General features: G+C 58.3%; 16 protein-coding genes and 1 pseudogene. 2 read left to right on the top strand and 15 right to left on the bottom strand.

Annotated features, from left to right (window positions below):
* Window positions 1-52 precede the first annotated feature (52 nt).
* From P9273_RS23125 to P9273_RS23155, 7 genes are all read right to left on the bottom strand, one after another.
* On the bottom strand, window positions 53-1918 hold the full coding sequence (locus P9273_RS23125; protein WP_127365890.1) for a CocE/NonD family hydrolase: 1866 nt from the start codon (window positions 1916-1918) through the stop codon (window positions 53-55).
* Between the two features lie 399 nt (window positions 1919-2317).
* Window positions 2318-4150, bottom strand: coding sequence for a CocE/NonD family hydrolase (locus tag P9273_RS23130; protein ID WP_082826581.1), 1833 nt, complete (start codon window positions 4148-4150; stop codon window positions 2318-2320).
* Window positions 4151-4284: 134 nt separating this feature from the next.
* Window positions 4285-5286: an ABC transporter ATP-binding protein gene (locus tag P9273_RS23135; protein ID WP_063169341.1), complete on the bottom strand. Its 1002-nt coding sequence runs from the start codon at window positions 5284-5286 to the stop codon at window positions 4285-4287.
* Window positions 5279-6289 (bottom strand): ABC transporter ATP-binding protein, encoded by a 1011-nt coding sequence (locus P9273_RS23140; protein WP_063169342.1) that lies wholly within the window; start codon window positions 6287-6289, stop codon window positions 5279-5281. The genes P9273_RS23135 and P9273_RS23140 overlap by 8 nt, the downstream gene beginning before the upstream one ends.
* Window positions 6286-7218: an ABC transporter permease gene (locus P9273_RS23145; RefSeq protein ID WP_063169343.1), complete on the bottom strand. Its 933-nt coding sequence runs from the start codon at window positions 7216-7218 to the stop codon at window positions 6286-6288. Before P9273_RS23145 ends, P9273_RS23140 begins: the two co-directional genes overlap by 4 nt.
* Window positions 7215-8204 (bottom strand): ABC transporter permease, encoded by a 990-nt coding sequence (locus P9273_RS23150; RefSeq protein WP_063169344.1) that lies wholly within the window; start codon window positions 8202-8204, stop codon window positions 7215-7217. Before P9273_RS23150 ends, P9273_RS23145 begins: the two co-directional genes overlap by 4 nt.
* Complete coding sequence (locus tag P9273_RS23155) at window positions 8201-9880, bottom strand: ABC transporter substrate-binding protein (protein WP_063170379.1); 1680 nt, start codon at window positions 9878-9880, stop codon at window positions 8201-8203. The genes P9273_RS23150 and P9273_RS23155 overlap by 4 nt, the downstream gene beginning before the upstream one ends.
* Window positions 9881-10595: 715 nt before the next feature.
* Between P9273_RS23155 and P9273_RS23160 the strand changes: the two are divergent.
* A pseudogene (locus P9273_RS23160) lies at window positions 10596-11666 on the top strand (IS5 family transposase).
* A gap of 248 nt (window positions 11667-11914) precedes the next feature.
* Here the strand turns inward: P9273_RS23160 and P9273_RS23165 are convergent.
* The 8 genes from P9273_RS23165 to P9273_RS23200 form a co-directional block, all read right to left on the bottom strand.
* Window positions 11915-12583 carry a hypothetical protein gene (locus tag P9273_RS23165; RefSeq protein ID WP_176477193.1) on the bottom strand — a complete coding sequence of 223 codons (669 nt, stop codon included), beginning with the start codon at window positions 12581-12583 and terminating at the stop codon, window positions 11915-11917.
* 562 nt (window positions 12584-13145) lie between these two features.
* The gene (gene ehuA, locus P9273_RS23170) at window positions 13146-13922 is read right to left on the bottom strand and encodes an ectoine/hydroxyectoine ABC transporter ATP-binding protein EhuA (protein WP_063170381.1); all 777 of its coding nucleotides are present in this window, start codon (window positions 13920-13922) and stop codon (window positions 13146-13148) included.
* A 119-nt stretch (window positions 13923-14041) separates the two neighbouring features.
* Entirely contained in the window at window positions 14042-14710 is a 669-nt protein-coding gene (ehuD, locus tag P9273_RS23175) for an ectoine/hydroxyectoine ABC transporter permease subunit EhuD (protein ID WP_063169345.1), read from the bottom strand.
* Window positions 14707-15378, bottom strand: coding sequence for an ectoine/hydroxyectoine ABC transporter permease subunit EhuC (gene ehuC, locus P9273_RS23180; RefSeq protein WP_063169346.1), 672 nt, complete (start codon window positions 15376-15378; stop codon window positions 14707-14709). Before ehuC ends, ehuD begins: the two co-directional genes overlap by 4 nt.
* Window positions 15379-15437: 59 nt before the next feature.
* On the bottom strand, window positions 15438-16310 hold the full coding sequence (gene ehuB / locus P9273_RS23185; protein WP_082826582.1) for an ectoine/hydroxyectoine ABC transporter substrate-binding protein EhuB: 873 nt from the start codon (window positions 16308-16310) through the stop codon (window positions 15438-15440).
* 224 nt (window positions 16311-16534) lie between these two features.
* Window positions 16535-17656 carry an alpha/beta fold hydrolase gene (locus P9273_RS23190; protein WP_063169347.1) on the bottom strand — a complete coding sequence of 374 codons (1122 nt, stop codon included), beginning with the start codon at window positions 17654-17656 and terminating at the stop codon, window positions 16535-16537.
* A gap of 770 nt (window positions 17657-18426) precedes the next feature.
* Window positions 18427-20112, bottom strand: coding sequence for a GMC family oxidoreductase (locus tag P9273_RS23195; RefSeq protein WP_063169348.1), 1686 nt, complete (start codon window positions 20110-20112; stop codon window positions 18427-18429).
* Between the two features lie 475 nt (window positions 20113-20587).
* Window positions 20588-21052, bottom strand: coding sequence for an Lrp/AsnC family transcriptional regulator (locus tag P9273_RS23200; RefSeq protein WP_063169349.1), 465 nt, complete (start codon window positions 21050-21052; stop codon window positions 20588-20590).
* Between the two features lie 621 nt (window positions 21053-21673).
* Here P9273_RS23200 and ectB point away from each other — a divergent pair.
* Window positions 21674-22990: a diaminobutyrate--2-oxoglutarate transaminase gene (gene ectB, locus P9273_RS23205; protein ID WP_063169350.1), complete on the top strand. Its 1317-nt coding sequence runs from the start codon at window positions 21674-21676 to the stop codon at window positions 22988-22990.
* The last annotated feature ends 25 nt before the right edge of the window (window positions 22991-23015 follow it).

The raw sequence follows: 23015 nt of genomic DNA on the forward strand, positions 1-23015 counted from the left end.
ACAGACCACGTTTTGTCATCATCTCGAAGCGCAGCACTTCAAAACAACCCGTTCAAGGCGGGGGGCAAAGCCGAATACCACAATCTAAACACCTAGCGATGCTGTTCAAATTCGCCTTGCCGGCATGGGACCCCATCGCTGTCATCACAGGAAGCAGTACGTGGGAGGGGAACTGCTCGCAGTGATGAATCGTGTTCCGAGCCACTACCCATTCAGTTTCGTCCCAGTTGTTACCTCCCGTATTCAGGTTGCGGTCGAACCGCGGGAAGGCCGAACTAGTGATTTCCAGGCGAATTTGATGGCCGGCCGGAAACCAATTACTTGTGGCGTCGAGATCAATCTCGATTTTGCATATAACGCTCGGTTCCATGAAAACAGCCCGATCAAAGCCCTCGCGATAGCGGACGCGCAGTATCCCGTCCACCACGTCAATCGCACGGCCATCGGGATGTACGTCCAACAGTCTGGCCACGAAGTCCGTGTCCGGGGCCGAAGAAGAGACGAAGAGGACCGCCCGGACAAATCCGGTAACCTCCATGCCCTCTGTGAGGGGCGGTGAAGTGAAGCAGAGGACGTCTGGACGAAGCTGGACGTCCTGGTAATCGCGGGGTCCTATAGTAGTTCCACTTGACTTCCCGCCGTCCATCCCCAAGAACGGCGCCGGATCCCCAGGGTCGTAGGTAAACGTGTCAGCCGGCTCGTCGGCACTCGGAGGCTCTACATCAAGAGTCCCGTCGCCTAGACGGGTCGCGGCATTCCCGCCGCTGCGGAGGAACCAGTGCTGCAGTTCCACACCAAGAGGGGGCCATTCTGACGCGGCACGCCACTCGTTGCGACCCATCACGTAGTACTGGACGCGGGGCATTCCCTCGATCCGGTCGGGCTTGTCGTTCAGCCAGCAGTCGAACCAGTCCAGGTAGATCTGCCAGCAATCCAGGCGCGCGTCGCCCAGCTCGCGCTCGCCGATAACCGTCGGGGCTTTGAGACTCTCGGTGCCACAATGCGTGGCTGGCGACAGAATGATATGTTGGTGATCGCGTGCCGCCGGGCTCAATCCGCGAGCACTAAAAACGCGCTGCTGGTGAAGCGCGTCGGCAGCCCCCACGTCGTACCACGAGTTCACGAACAGGGCTGGGACGTCGATGGTCGAGTCCTCGCTAAGCATCCCATTCCGATCCCCCCAGGGATCGCCTGGGTCACGCGAGACCCAGTCCTCCCAGTCAGTCGGCGGTCCCCCAAGGCTCTTAAGCATGTTGACGAGCGGCAGCGACGCGAAAGCCCGCTGATACTCCTCATCGCTTTTCGGTTGCACTCGGGACCGGTCCTTCGCTGCGGTTTGGTGGAACCAGGGGACAAACGCGGCAACCTCCACCGCACCGCCGAGACGGAGATCCCCGTTGCGATATCGCCCTCCGGCAGAGCCGTTCGCGCCGCCCGATCCCTGCGCAATTGCGCATCGGTGGGCTGGATGGCACAACTGCGCCAGCAAAACCTGCGCGATACCAAGCGCCGAGCACCCATATGTGCCCACGCGTCCATTCGACCATGGCTGCTGCGAAATCCAGGACAGCGTGTCATAACCGTCGTCCCCTATATGTTCCCTAGCGTATACGCCGCCGGAATCGAAGACGCCACGACGCTCCTGCACAAGTACAGCGAACCCTTGTCCAGCAAACATTCTTGCCACTTTGTGGCGAGGCTCAACCGGACAGCGATAGGGCGTCTTACCGTATGGAGTTCGGATAAGGATTGACCCGAGTTCCCCAGTGTAACCAATAGGCCGATACAGGTCCGTGGCGAGCTCAACGCCGTCCCGCATTGGAACGCGCAAGCCGGTCTGCAAAACCACTTCGTATCGCGGCGTTGGCGGTTTAATCGGGCCTAGTTCATTACACACTTCAGAGTGCCTCCCAGACATTGAGACTGATTCAAGATGGAGTGGCCAATTTCGACGGGTCTCAGCATTCTATCTGCACGGTGGTGTGTTCGTCGCATTCACAGTACAACGATGAACTCTGTGCCGTTGCTAAGTTGTTTGAAAAGAAACTCAACCGTGCTTCTCTAGCAGGTCCGGCACTCAATGATGGCGCGTTGCCACCCCAATTTCCCTATTGCTTAAATCAATGTGACAGCGCGCCTACGCCGCTGTGCAAAACATCAATTGTGAGTCTCACCGCCATTATGTGCCGATCCATGGACCCCCATTCCATGCTGATTGACGCGGGCCGATGGGGCAAGCTGCTTGATGTGAGAAGCGACGGGCTCCCCGACCGATCGCAGCTTGTTATCACCGTTTGTTTGAAATAGTGGAGGTAGGCTAGCCAGGCGGCAAGCTGTTCAAATTCGCCTTGCCGGCATGGGACCCCATCGCTGTCATCACAGGAAGCAGTACGTGGGAGGGGAACTGCTCGCAGTGATGAATCGTGTTCCGAGCCACTACCCATTCAGTTTCGTCCCAGTTGTTACCTCCCGTATTCAGGTTGCGGTCGAACCGCGGGAAGGCCGAACTAGTGATTTCCAGGCGAATTTGATGGCCGGCCGGAAACCAATTACTTGTGGCGTCGAGATCAATCTCGATTTTGCATATAACGCTCGGTTCCATGAAAACAGCCCGATCAAAGCCCTCGCGATAGCGGACGCGCAGTATCCCGTCCACCACGTCAATCGCACGGCCATCGGGATGTACGTCCAACAGTCTGGCCACGAAGTCCGTGTCCGGGGCCGAAGAAGAGACGAAGAGGACCGCCCGGACAAATCCGGTAACCTCCATGCCCTCTGTGAGGGGCGGTGAAGTGAAGCAGAGGACGTCTGGACGAAGCTGGACGTCCTGGTAATCGCGGGGTCCTATAGTAGTTCCACTTGACTTCCCGCCGTCCATCCCCAAGAACGGCGCCGGATCCCCAGGGTCGTAGGTAAACGTGTCAGCCGGCTCGTCGGCACTCGGAGGCTCTACATCAAGAGTCCCGTCGCCTAGACGGGTCGCGGCATTCCCGCCGCTGCGGAGGAACCAGTGCTGCAGTTCCACACCAAGAGGGGGCCATTCTGACGCGGCACGCCACTCGTTGCGACCCATCACGTAGTACTGGACGCGGGGCATTCCCTCGATCCGGTCGGGCTTGTCGTTCAGCCAGCAGTCGAACCAGTCCAGGTAGATCTGCCAGCAATCCAGGCGCGCGTCGCCCAGCTCGCGCTCGCCGATAACCGTCGGGGCTTTGAGACTCTCGGTGCCACAATGCGTGGCTGGCGACAGAATGATATGTTGGTGATCGCGTGCCGCCGGGCTCAATCCGCGAGCACTAAAAACGCGCTGCTGGTGAAGCGCGTCGGCAGCCCCCACGTCGTACCACGAGTTCACGAACAGGGCTGGGACGTCGATGGTCGAGTCCTCGCTAAGCATCCCATTCCGATCCCCCCAGGGATCGCCTGGGTCACGCGAGACCCAGTCCTCCCAGTCAGTCGGCGGTCCCCCAAGGCTCTTAAGCATGTTGACGAGCGGCAGCGACGCGAAAGCCCGCTGATACTCCTCATCGCTTTTCGGTTGCACTCGGGACCGGTCCTTCGCTGCGGTTTGGTGGAACCAGGGGACAAACGCGGCAACCTCCACCGCACCGCCGAGACGGAGATCCCCGTTGCGATATCGCCCTCCGGCAGAGCCGTTCGCGCCGCCCGATCCCTGCGCAATTGCGCATCGGTGGGCTGGATGGCACAACTGCGCCAGCAAAACCTGCGCGATACCAAGCGCCGAGCACCCATATGTGCCCACGCGTCCATTCGACCATGGCTGCTGCGAAATCCAGGACAGCGTGTCATAACCGTCGTCCCCTATATGTTCCCTAGCGTATACGCCGCCGGAATCGAAGACGCCACGACGCTCCTGCACAAGTACAGCGAACCCTTGTCCAGCAAACATTCTTGCCACTTTGTGGCGAGGCTCAACCGGACAGCGATAGGGCGTCTTACCGTATGGAGTTCGGATAAGGATTGACCCGAGTTCCCCAGTGTAACCAATAGGCCGATACAGGTCCGTGGCGAGCTCAACGCCGTCCCGCATTGGAACGCGCAAGCCGGTCTGCAAAACCACTTCGTATCGCGGCGTTGGCGGTTTAATCGGGCCTAGTTCATTACACACTTCAGAGTGCCTCCCAGACATTGAGACTGATTCAAGATGGAGTGGCCAATTTCGACGGGTCTCAGCATTCTATCTGCATGGTGGTGTTCCAGCCCACCTGCCTGTGCAATACCAGATGGAATACGCTCATTGGGGTGGCGCTGATTGCATGCCTTTCACTTAGCGAGCCAGCAGGCTGACAGGTGCTGTGGTCCAACTTCGATCGCCGGCGGCTCCTCAGCTTTGCAACGGTCGAAGGCAAGCGGGCAACGAGGATGGAAACGGCAGCCCTTCGGCACGCGCGCGGCACTTGGAACCTCGCCCTGCAGGGCCGGCAACTCGGCGCGACCTGCGTTGCCGCCAATCTGCGGTGTGGCGTTGCGCAAGGCGACGGTATACGGATGGCGAGGGTTGAATGTGATCTCGTCGGCGCTACCAATCTCGACCAATTTTCCAAGATACAAGACCGCAATCCGGTCGGCGATCAGCCAGGCAAGGGGCAAATCGTGGGTGATGAACAGCAGCGCCATGTTGTGCCTGTCGCGCAAGTCAACCAGGACCTGAAGAATCTGAGCGCGTATCGAGACATCGAGCATCGATACAGGTTCATCAGCAACGATGAGTTCCGGCCGGACGGCAAGCGCTCCTGCAATCACGACGCGCTGGCGCTGCCCGCCGGATAGCTCGTGCGGGAAGCGGGCGAAGAAATCGCCGGGAGGATTGAGCCCAGCGGCCGCAAGCGCTTCACTCACCCGGTCGGCGAGTTGAGTGGCGTTACCGACCAGCCGCAGGGACTGCAACGGCTCCGCCACGATGTCGAACACGGTGTGTCGCGGATTGAGGGCCTGATAAGCGTCCTGGAAGATCATTTGCACGCGACGCCGGTACGGACGTAGAGCCGAGAAGCCCTCTACCGACCTCATGTCGCGGCCTTCGAACAGCATTCTGCCGCCAGTCGGCTTGGCAAGCTTGGTGATGACGCGGCCCACAGTGGTCTTGCCGCTTCCCGATTCGCCGACCAGGGCGACGATCTCGCCCCGCCCGACGTTGAGGTCGATCCCGTCTACCGCGCGCATGGCGCCGACAGATCGGCCCAGGACACGGTCGAACAGACCGCCCTGGATAGGAAAATGAACTTGCAGGCTCTCGAGACGCAGGATGCCGGCAGTGTCAGGCATGAACAGCGACCTTGTCTTCTTGCGTCAAGGACCGGTGAAGGTGACAGGCGACACGTCCCCGCCCGAACTTATTGAGGCTGGGGACTTCGGTCGCGCACCCCCCCATGACCGACGGGCAACGCGGATGGAAAGCGCAGCCCGAGGGTCGATTCACCAAGTTGGGAGGATCACCCGGTATTGGCCGGATCATCTTTTTGCCGCTCGCTGGGTTCGGGATCGATTCGATCAGCTGTCGGGTGTAGGGATGTTTGGGCTGGGCGAAAATCTCGGCGACAGTGCCATCCTCGACGATGCGGCCCGCGTACATGATCATTACGCGATCACAACACTTAGCCACCACAGAAAGGTCGTGGGTGATCAAAATCAGGGCGAGGCTCAACTGCGATCGCAAGTCGCCTAGCAGGTTAAGGATCTGAGCCTGAGTGATGACGTCGAGCGCTGTGGTGGGCTCGTCACCAATGATAATCGAAGGTCGACACGCGAGCGCCATGGCAATCATCACCCTTTGTCGCATTCCGCCCGACAACTCGTGAGGGTAGGCGGAACCACGATCCGCCGGGATGCCGACCAGTTGAAGCAACTCACTTCCCCGCTTGGTCGCCTCGCCCCGCGACATGCCGAGCTTCAGCATGCATGGCTCGGCGATCTGCTTGATAATGCGGTGAACAGGATTAAGTGCGTTCATCGCGCCCTGGAAGACAACGGACGTTTCGCTCCAGCGATGTGGCCGCATCGCCGCATCATCGTCGATCGGCAGTCGGTTGCCACGATAGCGCACTTGGCCGCCGCTGACCCGCGCGTTGGGTGATAGTAGACCAGCGATCGCCATCGCGGTCGTGGTCTTGCCACTGCCCGATTCTCCGACGAGGCCCACGGCCTCTCCGGCTCGGAGCGCGAAGCTTACGCCGTCGATTGCTCGCAATGAAACGCCCTTGAGCCCATAATCGACAGAGAGCCGGTCTATTTCCAGAAGCGGTGTTTTGTCCTGGGAGGAGCTGGTCATGGGATCACCCTCCGCCGTGGATTGAACGTGTCGTCAAGGGCACTGCCAATCAGGACGAAGCTAAGCGAAACCGTGAGTACGCACAGTCCTGGGGCGCCGAGGTACCACCAGGCTCCAGCACTGGCCGCGCCGGCGCGCTGAGCGAGCGAAAGCAAAGTGCCCCATGAAGGCTGCAACGGGTCCCCGAGTCCAAGGAATGAGAGCGATGTCTCGACATAGATTGCGCTGGCGACCACCAGCGCACCATTGGCTGCGATTTGCGGCACGAGATTGGGGAGGATGTGCCGCACCATGATGCCGAAATTACTGCTACCCGCAACGCGCGCACGATCAATGAATGGTCGCTCCTTAAGCGACAGTGTCTGACTCCGGACGATACGTGCAACAAAGGACCAGCTTGTCATGCCTATAACGACAATGATCACGAAAAGAGAAGGACGGAAGCCCAGGATTTCTCCACCGCGCCCCATCACCTCGAGAACCACGGGTGTAATGACCAGCGCCAGCACGAAGGACGGCATGACAAAAAAGAAGTCTGTCAAGCGCATCAGCCAGACGTCGACCCTGCCACCATAGTAGCCAGCGGTCGTACCGATTGTAGTCCCAACGACGAGGCTGATCACAGTCGCGAGTAGCGCAATCGTAAGCGAGATCCGGGCACCATGGAGGACCAGATTGAGCACGTCCCGCCCGATTTCGTCCGTGCCGAGCAGATGCTCGCCTGATGGGGGTGCGAGGAAATCGCCAGTTGCATTGATCGCAGTCTGGAGCGGTCCCGCCAGAATATTGGGGACCGCTCCCACAACAAGAAAGAATACCAGACATACGAGGCCCACCTGAGCACCGCCATAGCTGAGAAATTGACGCAGAAAGCCTTTTATTGCGCGCGCCCGGCCTCGCGGGCAATATCGAACAATATTGTCGCTCATTGTCGGACCCTCGGATCTAGAAGGCTGTAGGCAAGATCGGCTACGAGGTTTGCGAGAACAATTGAAACGCCAAGCAACAGGAATATGCCTTGAAGGACTGGGTAGTCCCGTGCGTTGAGTGCTTCCACCGTCAGCCCGCCGATACCCGGCCAGGCGAAAACGGCTTCGACAGTGATGGCCCCGGCGACCACATAGCCAATATTGAGGGTGATCAAGGTCACGACCGGTAGCATTGCATTGCGAAATGCATGACGCATCAGCATTTGACCGTTGGTCAGCCCTTTCGCCCGTGCGGTTACCATGTAATCCTCGGTGAGTACGTCACTCATTGCGGCACGAGCGACGACGACGTACTGGCCGATTAGCCCAAGCGCCACCGCAGTGGCGGGAAGCGTGAGATGTTGCAGGTAGTCGAGGAACGAACCAAGAGAGCCCGTGATCAGGCCGGGCGAGTATGCACCATAGCCCGGGAGCCAACCCAATGCCGTGCTGAAGATTACCACCAGGATCATGCCGAGCCAGAAAGCCGGCGTAGAATAGAGCGCCAGAGAGGCTCCGGTTGCGATACGGTCGCCGGCTCCTCCCCGGCGCCAGCCTGCGTAGATCCCAAGCATCACCCCAATAACGATTGCCATTATCTGAGCAACCCCGACTAGGACTATGGTGTCCGGCAGGCGTTCCGCTATCAGGTCTGCGACATGCCTGCCCCTGAACTTGAAGCTGTAGCCGAAATCGCCGCGGAGTGTTGCCGACAGGTAGTCGACCGCCTGGTCCGGGAACAGCGGCCGGTCAAGGCCCCAACGTTGGTTCTGCGCCTCAATCTGCTCGGCGGTGACGCTGACGCGCGCCCCGCCAAGCAAAAGAGATGCAGGGTCACCTGGAATAACTCGGAATAGGATGAAGTTCAGGACTGCCACCATCAGGAGGGTTATAGAGGCCCTGACGATGATGCGCAGGATGTGACGGCTCCCTCCCCCTCCGTTCACGGCGCGGGCACCGGCTTCAAGCGATCGAATGGGAAGTAGCTGTCCATCGACATGATGCCTTGCTTTCCCCAACCCTCGAAGCAATCCCTCCGGTGGGCTTCGAGCAGGGTGGGGTAACATAGTACGATGTAAGGCGCTTCAGTATAAATTAGTCGCGCTGCCTGGTCGACCAGCTTTTGGTTTTTCTTGAGGTCAACGGTGACCTGCACCTCCGCGAACAGTTTGTCGAACTCCGCATTCGTCCAGTACGCCTTGTTCTTGATGCCGATGGAATTGCTGCTGCCGAAGATGAGCAGGTCTTTAGGTGTTGGGCCTTGCCAGGTATCGGAAATGAGCAGATCCCACCCTCCGCCGCCTTTCGCCGGAGCTGCGGCGCGGGCGCTCAGCGCACCGGAGTCGAGCCGAGTCACCGATACAGGGATACCGATTTGCTCCAACCAGCCAGCGATAAACTGCACTGCCGCGACCGGCATCTCTATATTTGCTGAAGGTCCAGACACCAGCTCTAGCTGGAAACTCTTCCCGTCCTTGTCCTCCCGAATGCCATCGCCGTTCGTGTCCCGGTACCCTGCGGCGTCAAGCCGGCGGTTGGCTTCGGCGAGATCGAAGTGGCGCCTGATGTCGTTCAGATCTGAATAGTAATCGGCCGCCACCGGCATTGCGAGTCCGACACCAGGGTCGGCGTGTCCGCGCATGGCTCGATCGACGATGGCCTTCTGATCGATCGCGTAGCCGAGCGCATCGCGAAACGCCGGATCCTGCAGAGCCTTGGTGCTACCTGCGCCATCTCCCGAAGCGGTGTTGAAGGCGAGATAGGTTTTCTGAGCTATGCGGGATTCACCGACTACAATGTCGGGATCCTTCGAGAGATCAGCCCACTGGGCGGACGTCAGGTAGTTGCCATAATCGAGTTCCCCGCTCTTAAGACCTTGCGCAATCGGATCGGCGGCATCGAAGGACCGCAGGATCACCCCCGCGATTTGGGGCTTCCCCGTACGGAAATAGGGGTTCGGCGTCAGGCGTGTAAACTGGCCCTGGTGAAACTCCGAAACGATCATAGGTCCCGTACCCACCAAAGGCGGATCGTTGCGGAAGGTTACGCGTGCGTCAGCATAGCTGATGTCCTTCCAAATGTGCTCGGGAACGATCATTATGATATTGTCTATTGGCCAGGTCGCGGGGAACTTGGTCACGATCTGCAAAGTCTCGTCGTCGAACGCTTTGATGGACTCGACGTTCTCAAGACCGCTGGTGCTGTTCCACCCGACGTTTAGCTCGTCGGGCTTGCCTATGGAATCGTGCAAATAACTATAAGTGAACGCCGCGTCCCTAGCGGTAGCAGGCTGGCCGTCCGACCACTTCATGCCGGGCCAGATCTTGAAGGTCCAAGTGAGGTTGTCGTCGGCGACGGACCAAGATTGGGCAAAGCCCTTTCGATCGTCGTATCGCTGGGCGTCTATGCAGACCAAGAAATCATAGCAAATAGCCAAGGGCCAAAAGGAGCCCCAAGTGGCGAAGGGGTTCATCGAATCAGGGCCTCCACCCAGTCCGCCGATTCGCAGGATGCGATCGTCGCACGACGAGGCGAACGCCCTCGAGTTAATCCCCCAAGGGGTCGCCGAAATCGCCAGCATTGCCTTCATAAGCGCACGACGATTATATGAGTATTGGCTCATTTTATCCTCCCTGTTTGCCGGCTTTATCATCACTTCATGTTCACACGACCACGATGATCTACGGCCTCAACCCGGAACATCTGGCTTCCTTTTGACGGAAGCTCCACAGTCCCCTCATTCCAGATAAGTAGCAGTGCCCAGGGGGGTGGTTCCTGCAAATTGGCCGCTGTGCCTGCATGAATCCGGCGTTTTTCTCGATTCTGGGCACAGCTAGCCAGAATTAAAGTCGATTGGCCGGTTCCAGCTCCTGGCGGCGCCCACGGACAATTCGCATATAGCAAACGAGGCAGTCATTCAGGTTCTGTTCGCGACCTCGGGTTGGAGGGTCCCGTCGAGCCGCAAACGCCTTTATCACGGATGTGTGATGTCGGAATGTCGATGCCGAAATTCCAGAGGATATCCTCTTCCGGCACACGACGGTCTAAGAGGCGTTCGACAAGCTGCGCGCCGCGCAACAACACGGAGCTTGAGCCGCCCGTTGAAAAACGATGTAAACGCTGATGGATCTCCAGCCTGATGCGTGGCCGCCAGCTCGTCGACCGTGAACTATCCGCAAGCCATTGATCTGGCCTTTTGATTGAGGCGGATAGCGTCTTTTGAATTGCAGGATTAGCGGTATTTGGACGCTGTTTTCCTGCAATTCGGTTTTGCGATTCCCTTGTGCTGCGGAGCGTGATTCACTCGGTTCGGCGGCGGCGAATCGAGGGGACGGCGAATGTCCAAGCCACGCGAGACGGGAGAGCAGGACCTGTTCCGCTCCAGGCTCGATCAGATCATCAACATGAAGCAGGCGATCGACCGGCCGGTGCTGGAGGAGCGTTTCGGCGCCGTCTATTCGGACGGCCCCGGCATGCCGCCGCTGCCGACCCGGCTGATGGCGGGGCTGGCGATCCTCAAGCACACCTTCAACCTGTCGGATGAGGTGCTGTGCGAGCGCTGGGTGGAGAACCCTTACTTCCAGTATCTCACCGGCGAGACGTTCTTTTGCCATACGCTGCCGTTCGACCTCTCGTCGATGACGCGCTGGCGCAGCCGCATGGGCGAGGAGCGGATCGTGGCGCTGTTGCAGGAGAGCCTCAGCCTTGCGGTCAAGACCGGGGCGATGAAGCCGGCCGACACGCGCCAGGTGATCGTCGACACAACCGTGCAGCCGAAGAACGTCATGTTCCCGACCGACGCCAAGCTCATCAACCGGGCGCGCGAACGGCTGGTGCGGCTGGCCAAGAGGGAAGGAGCTCCATTTGCGCCAGAGCTATCAGCTGGCGCTGATCAGCCACCAGCGCTATGCCCACGCCAAGCAGTTCAAGCGGGCCAACAAGGCGCTGCGCAGGCTCAAGACCTATCTCGGCCGGACCATTCGCGACATTTCTCGCCAGATCGCCGGCGATGCGGGGCTGGACGCGCTCTTCAAATGGCCGTTCTACCAGGCCGCCACCGTTCTCTAGCAACGCCAGCGCCAGCGCGGCCGCAAGATCTACAGCCTGCACGCGCACGAGGTGGAATGCATTGGCAAGGGCAAGGCGCATATGCCCTACGAGTTCGGTGTGAAGGTGTCGGTGGCCACCACGCTGAAGCGCTCCAAGGGCGGCCAGTTCGCCCTGCATGCAAAAGCGCTGCCCGGCAATCCCTATGACGGCCACACGCTGGCAAGCGTCATATCGGCCACATCAAGAACGAACACCGCATGGGCCGCAACTACCTCGCCGGCCAGCAGGGCGACGCCCTCAACGCCGTCCTGGCCGCCGCCGGATACAACTTCTCCCTCCTGCTCAGGTGGCTGAAGTGATTTTTGTGGCCCTTGATCGCCCTGCTTCAACTCCGGCCGAAGTCGGTCGCCGCTTAGCGTCTGGATCACGGTCGACCAGCACGAGTTCCAAAAATCCAACCTGCATCTCAGGCACCGCGTCCTGACCTCGGAAATCGAGGATCCAGTCTCGACAGAGTATTCGACAAGATGCGGACGTGTGTTACAATAACGAGCCGCAACTCATACCAGACATGAGCTCATATTTTGGGATAGTGGCCTCCAAGCGGTCAAGCCACGGACGCGAATGTCATCCGATAAAGGGTCGCGGCGTCATAGATGGGCAGTCCTGTCCTACGACGGATTGCTGACGTCACCATCGGGAACAATGTACATTCAAATAGGAGGGCGGCAATCCCCGGATGTGCGGCGCCAAGTCGCGCGACACAGGCTGCAACCTCCGACTCCATTTCAACAACACCAGCCGGCCACGCGTCACCTTCAATGCCGCCGATGACTACTCTTGCCTCTGCGGATGAATCTATGCCCAGCAGCTCTTTGCCGCAGTGTCTTGAGTCTGCGGCCACAACGGCGAGCTTTGCGTCAGCTGGAAGCTGCCGGAGTAGCGTGGGCGCCAGTAGCAGGCTCGACATGGCCACCGGGACTTCGACAGACGCGGCCACTGCAGCCTGGTACCGGATACTGAACCCGCAGTCCCCGGTTATCGCGACTGCTCCGCGCTCGACCAACCGCCTGGCAGCTGCAATGTAGGCCGGCTCGAGAGAAGCATCACCGGGAATGACCCTCTCCTCCAAAGCCCCGGCCGCGGTCTCTATTATAATTGGGAAGTCGAAAGTTGCCGGGTTGAAGACCGACTCCGGTTGCGGTGGCGGAAATTCACGAGGCGGAAGTCCGATCTCCAGCCCAATAATTCCGAGGGCCCTTTGTTGAGTTGTCACGGAAGCATCCTTCTTCTGGAAGCAGCTAAGATGGTGATTTCGGCAGCAAATGCCCATCACCTGCGCGATACAGGTTCTCTCTGAATGCACGAATTTAACAGCGTCGAAACGGCTGTTTCAGAGAAACATGCCTTTCCAGGCGCAGTAAGTCGGCATTGTTTTGGTGCATTCGCATGAAAGCCGTAAAAACTGGGAAACCGCAGAACGCTTGTGCGACCCTCCCCGGGCCTGTAGGATACCGGGTTTGCGTCCGCCGTCAGACAATCGTGTTAGGGCACTTTCCAGAGCCCAGATGCCCTGAATGGCAGATTGAACGCACATCAGATCTTCAAGCTCGCAACTGCCGAACGGGCAGCGCTATTTACCTAACTCGACCAATCTGGGGCTTGGACCGGACGATCCTAGTTATGCAGTCCTGAATGAACTGGGGCAGTAACCTCGACATCAACCCGGCCCTGAAAAACCGCGCGTAGGTTCGTCGCAGGGCAGCCTGCTCCGAACGGACCAGTTCCTGCCCGGAAGCCACCCACGGGATAACTCAACTAGCGGCACAACCCGCAACTCACCTCGTCTCCAGCACCGCATTGAGAAACTGCTGCGTTCGCTCGTTTTGCGGATTGCCTAAAAGCTGGCTGGGCGGGCCTTGCTCGACAATCTTACCGCCAGAAAAGAAGCACACGCGATCGGAGAACTCCTTGGCAAAGCCCATCTGGTGCGTGACCATCAGCATTGTGAGGTCATGTTCGGCGCTGAGCTTGCGGATGACGTTGAGCACCTCTCCAACCAGTTCCGGGTCAAGCGCTGATGTCACCTCGTCAAACAGCATCACCTTGGGCCGCATGGCCAACGCCCGAGCGATCGCCACGCGTTGCTTCTGGCCCCCGGAAAGCTGGATCGGGAAATGGTTCTTCTTGTCGCCGAGGCCCACCAAGTCGAGCAGCTCTGCCGCTCGGGCCTCCGCCTCCTTCTTCGAGAGCCCAAGGACGGAGATCGGCGCCTCCATGCAGTTCTGCAGAGCAGTCATATGCGGGAACAGGTTAAAGTGCTGGAACACCATACCGATCTTGGCACGCACGCGACGGAGATGACGCTCGCTCGCCGGCACTATTTGGCCGTTCTTCTGCGTATGCGTCAACGGTTCACCGTCGACCCATATCACCCCCCCGTTGATGTGCTCAAGCGTCATCAGCATGCGCAGAACGGTGGTCTTGCCCGAGCCGGACGGACCAATGATGGACACCTTCTCGTTGCGTGCGATCTCGAGATTGAGTTCGTCCAGCACCGTCAACGCGCCGTAGCGCTTTGTGACGTTCTCGAAGCGAACTATGGGTTCGTTCATGACTTTTTCGCTGCGCCTGATATCGAGGTCAAGCTCGTCCCGCCTGGCTGATGCCCTAGGGCGCTTCGTGAGATCGTCCTCGAAGCGAAGCACAAATTCGCTCATAGTATAAGGCCTCCCTATTGCAGATGGTAGCGGCGGTTGAGCCAGACGCGGACCGACTGCACGATAGCGGAAGCAACCAAGCTGAACACGTAGTAGAAGAAGCCGCACATAGTGATCGCTTCTATGTATCGATAGTTATTGCCCCCGAAATTTTTCGCCTGCTGCAGCATCTCGAAGATCGAGATTGCCGCCAGGACCGGCGTGTCCTTGAACATGCCGATGAAGTAATTGCCCAGAGCTGGCACCATGGGCGGGATCGCCTGCGGCAGAATGATTGTTCGCCAGGTCCGCGTTCGCGAAAGGTTTAGTGCCGTACAGGCCTCCCACTGGCCGCCATCCACATTCTCGATGCCGCCGCGGAAGACTTCGGAACAATAGGCTGCATAGTGGATCCCCAGCACGCCAACTCCCGCCGTCCAGGCAGGAATGAAGATTCCGATCTGCGGACCAACGAAATAGACAAAGAACAACTGCAGCAGCAAGGGCGTTGAACGGATAAACTCCACGATCTCCGCCATGGTGGTCGAGACGTAGCGGTTTGGCGACTGGCGAATCATCGCGAAGACAAGACCCAATATCAGCGCGATCGCAAACCCGAGCAGCGTAGCCTCAATGGTGACGATCGCTCCCTGATAGAGATATGGGAAAGCCTCCCATACGTAAGACCAATCCCAGATCTTCAAGCCACCTGCTCCCGAACGAAACCGCGCGAGACGCGGCGTTCCAGCCAGCGCACGAAAGGAGTGATGAGGGCGCGCGCGATGATGTAATAACCGAATAGTGCAACCGCAAAGAACAGCATATAATCGCCAGTTGCGTCGGCCGCCTGCTTGGCGGCGCTAGTAAATTCGGGAATGGTGATGAAGAAGACGAGCGAGCTACCCTTAAGCACATCGATGAGCATGTTACCCCAGGTCGGCAGCATGGCGCGCATTGCCTGTGGGAGGATAATACGCCGCATCATGGTGAGCCGCGAAAAATTGAGCGCTGTAGATGCCTCATACTGGCCCCTATCAACGGCCTGAATGGCGGCGCGGACATACTCGGCTGCGTAGCCAGAGGCATTCATTCCGATCCCCAAAATTCCGACAGTCCACGGCGACAGGAAAATACCGAAAATCGGCAATACAAAGAACCACCAGTAGAGCTGAACCAGCATGGACGTCCCGCGGAAGAATTCGATGTAGGCGATACTGAACCAGCGCAACTGCCGACGGGGAGAGACTCGGGTCAGGCCCACGAAAAGCCCAAGGACGATCGCTACGACGCAGGCGCCAAGAGTGACGATGACCGTAGTCATGACGCCCTTGGTGAGCACGGCAAAGATAAAGCTGAGATCGACCTTACTCATATGCCCTCCCCACTGACCGCCTACCGGCCAAGGGCCGGGGAGCGGTCAGACGCATAGCTTCAGCCCTTGCAAAGATCAGCGGTCTTGCTGCCATCCGGGAGATCGCGTTTGGTGTAACCATATTTGCCGACCGCGGCCATCATTTCGTCAGAGCCAATATAGTCTTTCAACACAGCATTGAACGCGTCTACCGCAGCCTGTTCGCTGAGCGGGAAGGCTATGGCGGGATGTTCATTCGGTCCCGGCGGGGTATACGGGTCAGCCACCTCAATGCTGGGATCCTGCTCGGCAAGAGTCGTCGCGTTCAGACTATAGAGCGAGCCGGCAGCGGCGCGGCCGGCCTTTACAGCCTGTACGACCTCGGGCGGTCCGGCGACCTGCATAACCTTGTCGTCAGGGAAACCTAATTTCTTCGCCTGCTCGACTGCGGTGGTACCCGTCATGATGGCCAGGGTAAGCCCCTTCTTCTGAGCGTCATGGAGGGAATGCAGCGCTTCCGGATTGCCCTTCGGCACGATCATCGAATCATTGCTCGATGCGATCGGTTCGCTGAACAGGACGTTGCGGCACCGCTCCGGCTTAATCCACATGCCGCCCGTGATGATGTCAAAGCGACCAGCCTGGAGGCCCGGGACAAGGGAACCCCAATCGGTTACGACCGGCTCGATTTTGGTCGTTCCCATCTTTCTCAGAACGTCCAGTGTCATCACATTGACCAGGCCAAGCGGCTCGTTGTTCGCACCAGGATAGGCACTGGGAGGCTCATTGGTGAAGCCAAGACGGATCGTTTCTCCGTTCTTAATCTTATCGAGCAGCGACTCCGCCGAGGCCGAACCGGCAAAGGACGAGATTGTCATCGCCGCCAGGCCGAGCGCGGCAATCCTCTTCAAGATTGCAGCCTTAAAGCATTCGTCGAGTTTCCACTTGACCACTGGTTAGTCCTCCGTTTTCGCATCGCCGATGGTCTCCCGATATGCCTCGGGAAAAGACCATTGCATCATTTGTTGAGCTTGTAGTCCGGCGGTTCCCATCATCGTGTGAGCTGCAGGGTCCCCACTTAGGTATAGATTCCTCCAGTCGATCCTTTGCTACGCCACTTGTGCATGCTTCGTGAGCGTAGCAGCGCAGCTGTGGTGCTTTGTGCGAGAAATGCAAGTTATTCGCAGAAATTCGGTGATTTTTGGGTGCATACGCACATTTCCGTCATCCCCGTGGTTCGTTGGAAGTGAACAATCGCGAGCTGTGGTATGGCCAACTGAGGCACACCACGTCTTGCATGACTCCTGCCCTGCCCGGTTGGATGGGCGCCACCGCCTGGGCTATGCCCTTGTTGCCATGGCAGGGCACAAGTTCGTCGTATGCGACACGCCGCTGAGAGATTCGCCTCGGAGACGCTGGCCCGAGCATTGTTCCCGTCACAGTTGATCATTCGTGCCATTGACGGATGAGTCTGTTCACGGCTTCGCTCCGGATCAACCTGGACGGAATCGCCGGCATTATTGAGCAGATGGAAATCTGAATTCCTGATCAGCTTCGCCAGGTTGATCCCTTGCTCCGGCGTCGCGGTAGGGTCGTTCTTGGACCAGATGATCAACGTCTGGGCCTGAAGCTGATCAAGGTAGGGGAAGATATACTTCTGCTGCAGCAGTGGATAACGATGCAGGTTTGTCTCGTCTTCCGGCAATCTCTGCCAGATCTCCCATTGTCCCCGAGCCGCGGCCCGCCGATAGGCTTCTCGCTCGGCGCATTCCACATCCTGCCCGTGGGCGCGGCAGCTTTTCCGCCGTGCGGTGATGTATTCCTCTTCGCTCGGCATCGGGCCGGAACAGCCGTAAGCCTGCCGGCAGGCCTCCAGCCAAGCTTCGTCACGGTCATCTCCGAACGCCGGCGACACGGAGTTAGCGGTCAGCAGGACAAGCTTAGAAACAAGATCGGGACGCACGATCGCGACCCGCGCGTCGACGAATGATCCTTCTGAATGGCCGACTAGCGTGATCTGCTTCAAACCCAGTTGTTGGAGGAAGCTAATTACATGATTCACACGACCGAGCCGGTTAATGTATTTGCAGTCAGCAGGATAATCCGTTCCCCCAAAATGGAGTTGATCAATCGCTACTACCGTAAATTGATCGGATAGCCCGTTCAGCTGCCGAACAAAGGAACTCTTAGCCTCTGCACGGAAGCCCGCCCCCTGCAGGAAAACAATCGGCCTACCAGCTCCGTTCTCGCAGTACGATGTCTCGACACCATCAACCGATACGCGATGCTTGGTGATCATCGGTTCCTCGGCAAAAGGAGGGGCATCAGGTCGGCATTGCGACATGCGAGATGGACTGCCATTGCTCACTCCTGAGCGTAGCAGCCTCACATGCCACGTTGCCGAACTATCTCGTCTGAATACCGGAAATCGGCACCCCGGAGCCTCGCGTCTTGTCACTTTGCTCTGTCGTCGCCCAGCCACTGCGGCCGGGAGCCTTTTAGGTGCATGGGTGGCATTCCCCGCAAGATTTCAACCCTTGCACAGGTCGCCGGTCTTGGTGCCGTCCGGCAGATTGATTTTGGTGTAGCCGTATTTTGACCGACTGCATCATTTGGTCGGAGCCGATATAAGTATTCAATACCTCGTTGAAGGCATCGACCGCCTGCTGATTGGGCAGGAAGGCGAGACTTGGGTAGCCGGCCTTCCCAGCCGGCGGGGTGAACGGATCTGCCATTTCAACGCTGTCGACCTTGTCAGCGAGCTCCTTACCGTGAAGTAGTTTAGCGACCCCGCCGCCGCGCGGCCGACCTTCACTGCCTGCAAGAATTCGGCCTGGCCGGCGACCTGCATGACACGATCCTCCGGAATGCCCGCGTCTTTGGCGGTCGTGACCGTGTCGGAACCGGCGGTGGTGACCAGCGTTAGGCCCTTATCACGAATATCGTCAAAGGAGTGCTGGTCTTTTGGGATTGCCATTCGGCATGAGCAGGGCTTCGGTGAACTTAGCAAGCGGCTCGGTGAACACCACATTGCGGCAGCGCTCCGGCAGAATGTACATGCCGCCTGGCCTAGCTCCGTCTGCCGTCTCTCAAGGTTGTGTCGGCCAATTTCTCAGCCACCATAATCGTCGGAATGTTTGTGTTCGCCCGAGGGCAAAATGGCATGACGGAAGCGTCGGCGATCCTCAAACCCAAAATACCATGAACGCGTCCCGACGGATCGGTCACAGCGCCAGGATCCGCGGCTGCCCCCATCCTGCAGGTCGACGTCGGATGCCAACTTGGGATGACGTTCTGGCGAATATACCGATCCAGATGTTTCTCGTCGTTGACGAGATCGGAAATGCTATCCCCATCCGTTATGACGCGCCTAATCAGCCCACGGCGCAGCCGCGGCGACGCGTCCATGAGCAGCGCCAGAAATGACGTGAGTGCATAGTTTGTGCTTGTGACCTTGCTCACCAGCTTCGCTCGCGCATTCAACGCTGACGGAAACGGGTCCAGCGCCACAGAGGACAGCGAATCTTGCTGCAGCAGGCGGACTATGAAGCGAAAGCCCTGCTTGAGGCGCTCGGCGTCCCGCTTGTCGCTCAACCAGTTGAAATCGACCTCCGGCTCTATTTTATGCGAACTACCCTTGAGCGCCACAGTTCCCGTCGAGTAGCTGCGATTGACCCACACGGCGAGAGTGCCGAGGCGCCTCCCCAGCGGGTGCCAGGATGATTTGGCAACAGTCGATATTGCCATATCGGTCGACGGGCAGCCTTCGTAACCCGACGAGTAGCGGGCGTGCATCTGAATATATTCGCTCACGCCGGGTGACAAGCGATCGGCCGGCTTCAAATAGGCCGAAACGCAAATCGTGGGGTGTTCCTGAAGATTCTGGCCCACACCTTTCAAATCTGCAACGATAGGGATTCCGAATTGTACTAATTCCTTCGCGGGGCCGATCCCGGAGCGCATCAATATGGCGGGTGAATGGAGTGCTCCTGCGCACAGGATAACGCAAGAAGCGCTATACGATTGCACGCCCGATTTGTTCTCCGTCTCGACCCCCGTTACCGTTGTTCCCAAAAAGGTCAGCCGCGCAACTGTCGTTTCGGATAAAATCGTTAGATTGCGGCGAGAGCGGACGGTTTCGGGTAAGTACGCCATCGCGGAGGAGACCCGATGACCATTGCGGTTGGTCAATGGGACAACTGAATAGCCATCACCGAATGCACCATTGAAGTCTGGCCTGAAATGAAGCCCCAAAGCATCGTAAGCATCGGAGATTGCCCGGATGAAGCCCGACCAGTCTGATTGGCGCACACGTTTGATTGGCAAGGGGCCGTTCGTGCCATGAAATTCCCCGCCGAAATCCAAATCGCATTCTAGACGACGGAAGTAGGGCAGCACGTCTTCCCAACCCCAGCCCGTTGCACCGCTTGAGGCCCACTCATCGTAATCTCCGGGCCCGCCGCGGTTGGCGACTTGGGCATTGATGCTGGAGCCGCCACCCATGACGCGCGCCTGTTCGTAATGGACAGGCTTGCGGCCACCTCGCACCGTTGTCGCGTGGAGTGACTGCCATCGATAACCGGGATTAAGGTAAGCACGCGTTGGGTCGCCATCCTGGATGTCGTCAGGAATGGCATTCGGCGGCGTATCAGGGCCAGCTTCAATGAGCAGCACGCGAGCGCCATAGGCGGAGAGCCTGCTCGCCATCACGCATCCAGAGGAGCCACCACCCACGACGATATAATCGAAAACCACGCAAACTCGCAAATGTCTGAGTCGGGCAAAAATCTAGCAGACGGCGAGCAAGCAAAAACGCGCAATTATCTTGCAGGACGCAGGAAATCAGCGCATTCTTAAGAGATTCGCATTATGGCGGCCTCCCAACGGGGCGGAACGTTTAAACATGACCTTGCCAGCAGTCCATCAGGGCTGAAGGCGATGCCGGAGCGTCGTGACTTAAGTGGACAAAGCGCATCGCGACTGAAGGGGACAAACCTATCGCGAGATACATCAGAATGCAGCCCGGTAGGTCCAGAAGTGCTTTTGCAGCATCGCGCTGACGAGGCCGTTGTAAGGAGCAGAATGATGCTTCGCCTTGCGCTCCATCGCCGCTTTAGCGGTACGAAAACTCCCGTCCCAATCATGGCCGGCGGGCAAGGCGGCTGACCCTTGCGCCAGTCATCGGTGAATCGGATCAACCAGTTGTTGAATGCGCGTAAGATTGCGCGTTCTATACATCGATTGGCACCGCCAAGGTTACCTTCGTGCGATCCATCACAATCATCGTGCTGTAATTTCTAACAGCCGGGCTATCAAAGAAGAAACGCCTCGAGAATGCGTCGTACTCTGCCAAGTCACGCACGGAGAGAAGGAGAACGAAATCGGCGTTACCGGTGACCGCATACGCGCTCATTACTTCAGGCGCCTTCTGTAGAGACTGCTTGAAGCGATCGATGACGTCGGAACGATAGCGCTCAATGTCGACCAAGACCAGCATCATCAGGGACCTGCCCACCGCCTCAGGCGACACGATTGCAACATCAGCCTCAATTACGCCAATTTGTCGCAACTGCTTCAATCGCCGCTGACAGGCCGTGGGCGATATACCGGCCAGTTGGCCCAATTCTTCCGTTGTTTGGCGATTGTTGCGCTGAACAGCGCTTAAGATTTTCAGATCTATCCGATCCAATTCCATGGTCATTCTCCGGAATAGCTGCAATTTGCGCAGAAAAACTGCGATATGCACTCGACTGTAGCCTCAACCCCGCGCAGACGGAAGCCCAAACGATCAGGCCAGGCATGGGACCAAAGTCGGCTATCGTCCTCGACGTCAGTTATAGCCATTGGCCGAAGAGTGCTGTCCACCATCGCCCAACTGACAATGGCAGCCGACGGTCAAAAGCCGAGGCCTTGCGCCCAGTTCGGCCGAGGAAACGTCTCGGAACTTAAACGCTAAGCCGACTGGACGATGATGATAGGGGGGACCTCTATTTCCGCGCTTCGGCTTCCATTCGTTGGCTCACGCTGCCAAGAGTCTCATCTGTGTATAGGGAATCGAGCGCTAGGTTCGCCTGCCCCGGTTGCTGCATCAAATGCAGCCGTCTTGAGGTGGTTGGGAAAAATCGTCACCGCAGCCACACAAACCGCCGGCCTTATGCAACCTGCCGGCAATTTCGCATAATTACTGCATCCCGCCGCTCAGAATTTGCGCAAGGCGCCCAATGTAGCGCGCTATTGTCTCACAACGGCACCTACACGCCACTTCATAAAGCAGAAGAGGCCTGGCTTTGCAGGCTTCAGATTGAGGAGTTCGCCTATGAGCAAGCAATTCGCACCTGAAATGGATGCAGGTCTCGCGGTTTTCAATCGCCTGGAGTCTGAGGTGCGCAGCTACGTCCGCGCCTTCCCCGCCCTATTCGATCGCGGAGTCGGGACCACTCTCATCGCTGCAGACGGTCGGGAATATCTCGACTTTTTCGCCGGTGCAGGCGTTTTGAATTATGGGCACAACAACCCCGTCATCAAGAAGGCGCTGCTGGATTATATCGAGCGCGACGGAATTGTGCATGGGCTGGACCTTGCCACGACGGCCAAGAAAGCCTTCATCGAAGCTTTCGAGCGATACATTCTCAAGCCTCGTGGTCTGACATACAAATTACAGTTTCCCGGCCCCACAGGTACGAACGCGGTCGAAGCGAGTCTAAAACTGGCTCGCCAGGTGACCGGGAGATCGAACATCGTCTCGTTTACCAACTCGTTCCATGGGGAAAGCGCTGGAGCATTGGCAGCGATGGGAAACAAGGAGCACCGGGCCGCTGCCGGGTTTCCCCTCGCCCATGTGACATCGTTGCCATACGAAGGCTACCTGGGGGCGTCAGTTGACACAATCGATTACTTCGAAAAGCTTCTCAATGACCCCAACAGTGGCCTCGACAAACCTGCCGCGGTGATCCTGGAAGGGATCCAAGGTGAAGGCGGCATCAATGCTGCGAGCGTTACTTGGCTGCAACGGCTGCGCGAGCTAACGTCGCGGCACGGAATCTTGATGATCCTCGATGACATCCAGGCCGGGGTCGGTCGCGCGGGCAGTTTCTTCAGTTTCGAAGCGGCTGCAATTGTGCCGGACATCGTTACCCTGTCCAAATCTTTGTCGGCGATCGGAACCCCAATGGCCCTTATTCTCATCAAGCCTGAACTTGATGTCTGGGCCCCGGGCGCACACACCGGGACCTTCAGAGGCAACAACTATGCTTTCGTCACTGCTCGTGCGGCCCTCGAAGCTTACTGGTCCGACTCCAAGTTCGAGGATGAGATCGCTCGCAAGTCTGCGATCTTGGTCCAAGAACTCAACGCGATTACCGAGGAATTCCCCACCCTCGGCCTGAGCGTGCGAGGCCGCGGTCTGATGTACGGACTCGTTTCACCGAAGCACCACTCCTTGCCAGGTCTGGTCTCCCAGGAGGCTTTTCGTCGGGGCTTGGTGATCGAGATCGCCGGCTCATACGGTGAGGTGCTTAAGTTCATGACTGCCCTCACCATCGCCGAGGCTGACCTTCGGCGTGGTCTGTCCATCATTCGCGACAGCATTGGCGCAGTAGCGACTACCCTCGACGGTGGAGGCGCGGCTCGCTAGCCGACAAAGCACCGGGCCACTAGCA

Origin of the sequence: Mesorhizobium sp. WSM4935 (assembly GCF_029625735.1) — a bacterium.
Classification (GTDB): domain Bacteria; phylum Pseudomonadota; class Alphaproteobacteria; order Rhizobiales; family Rhizobiaceae; genus Mesorhizobium.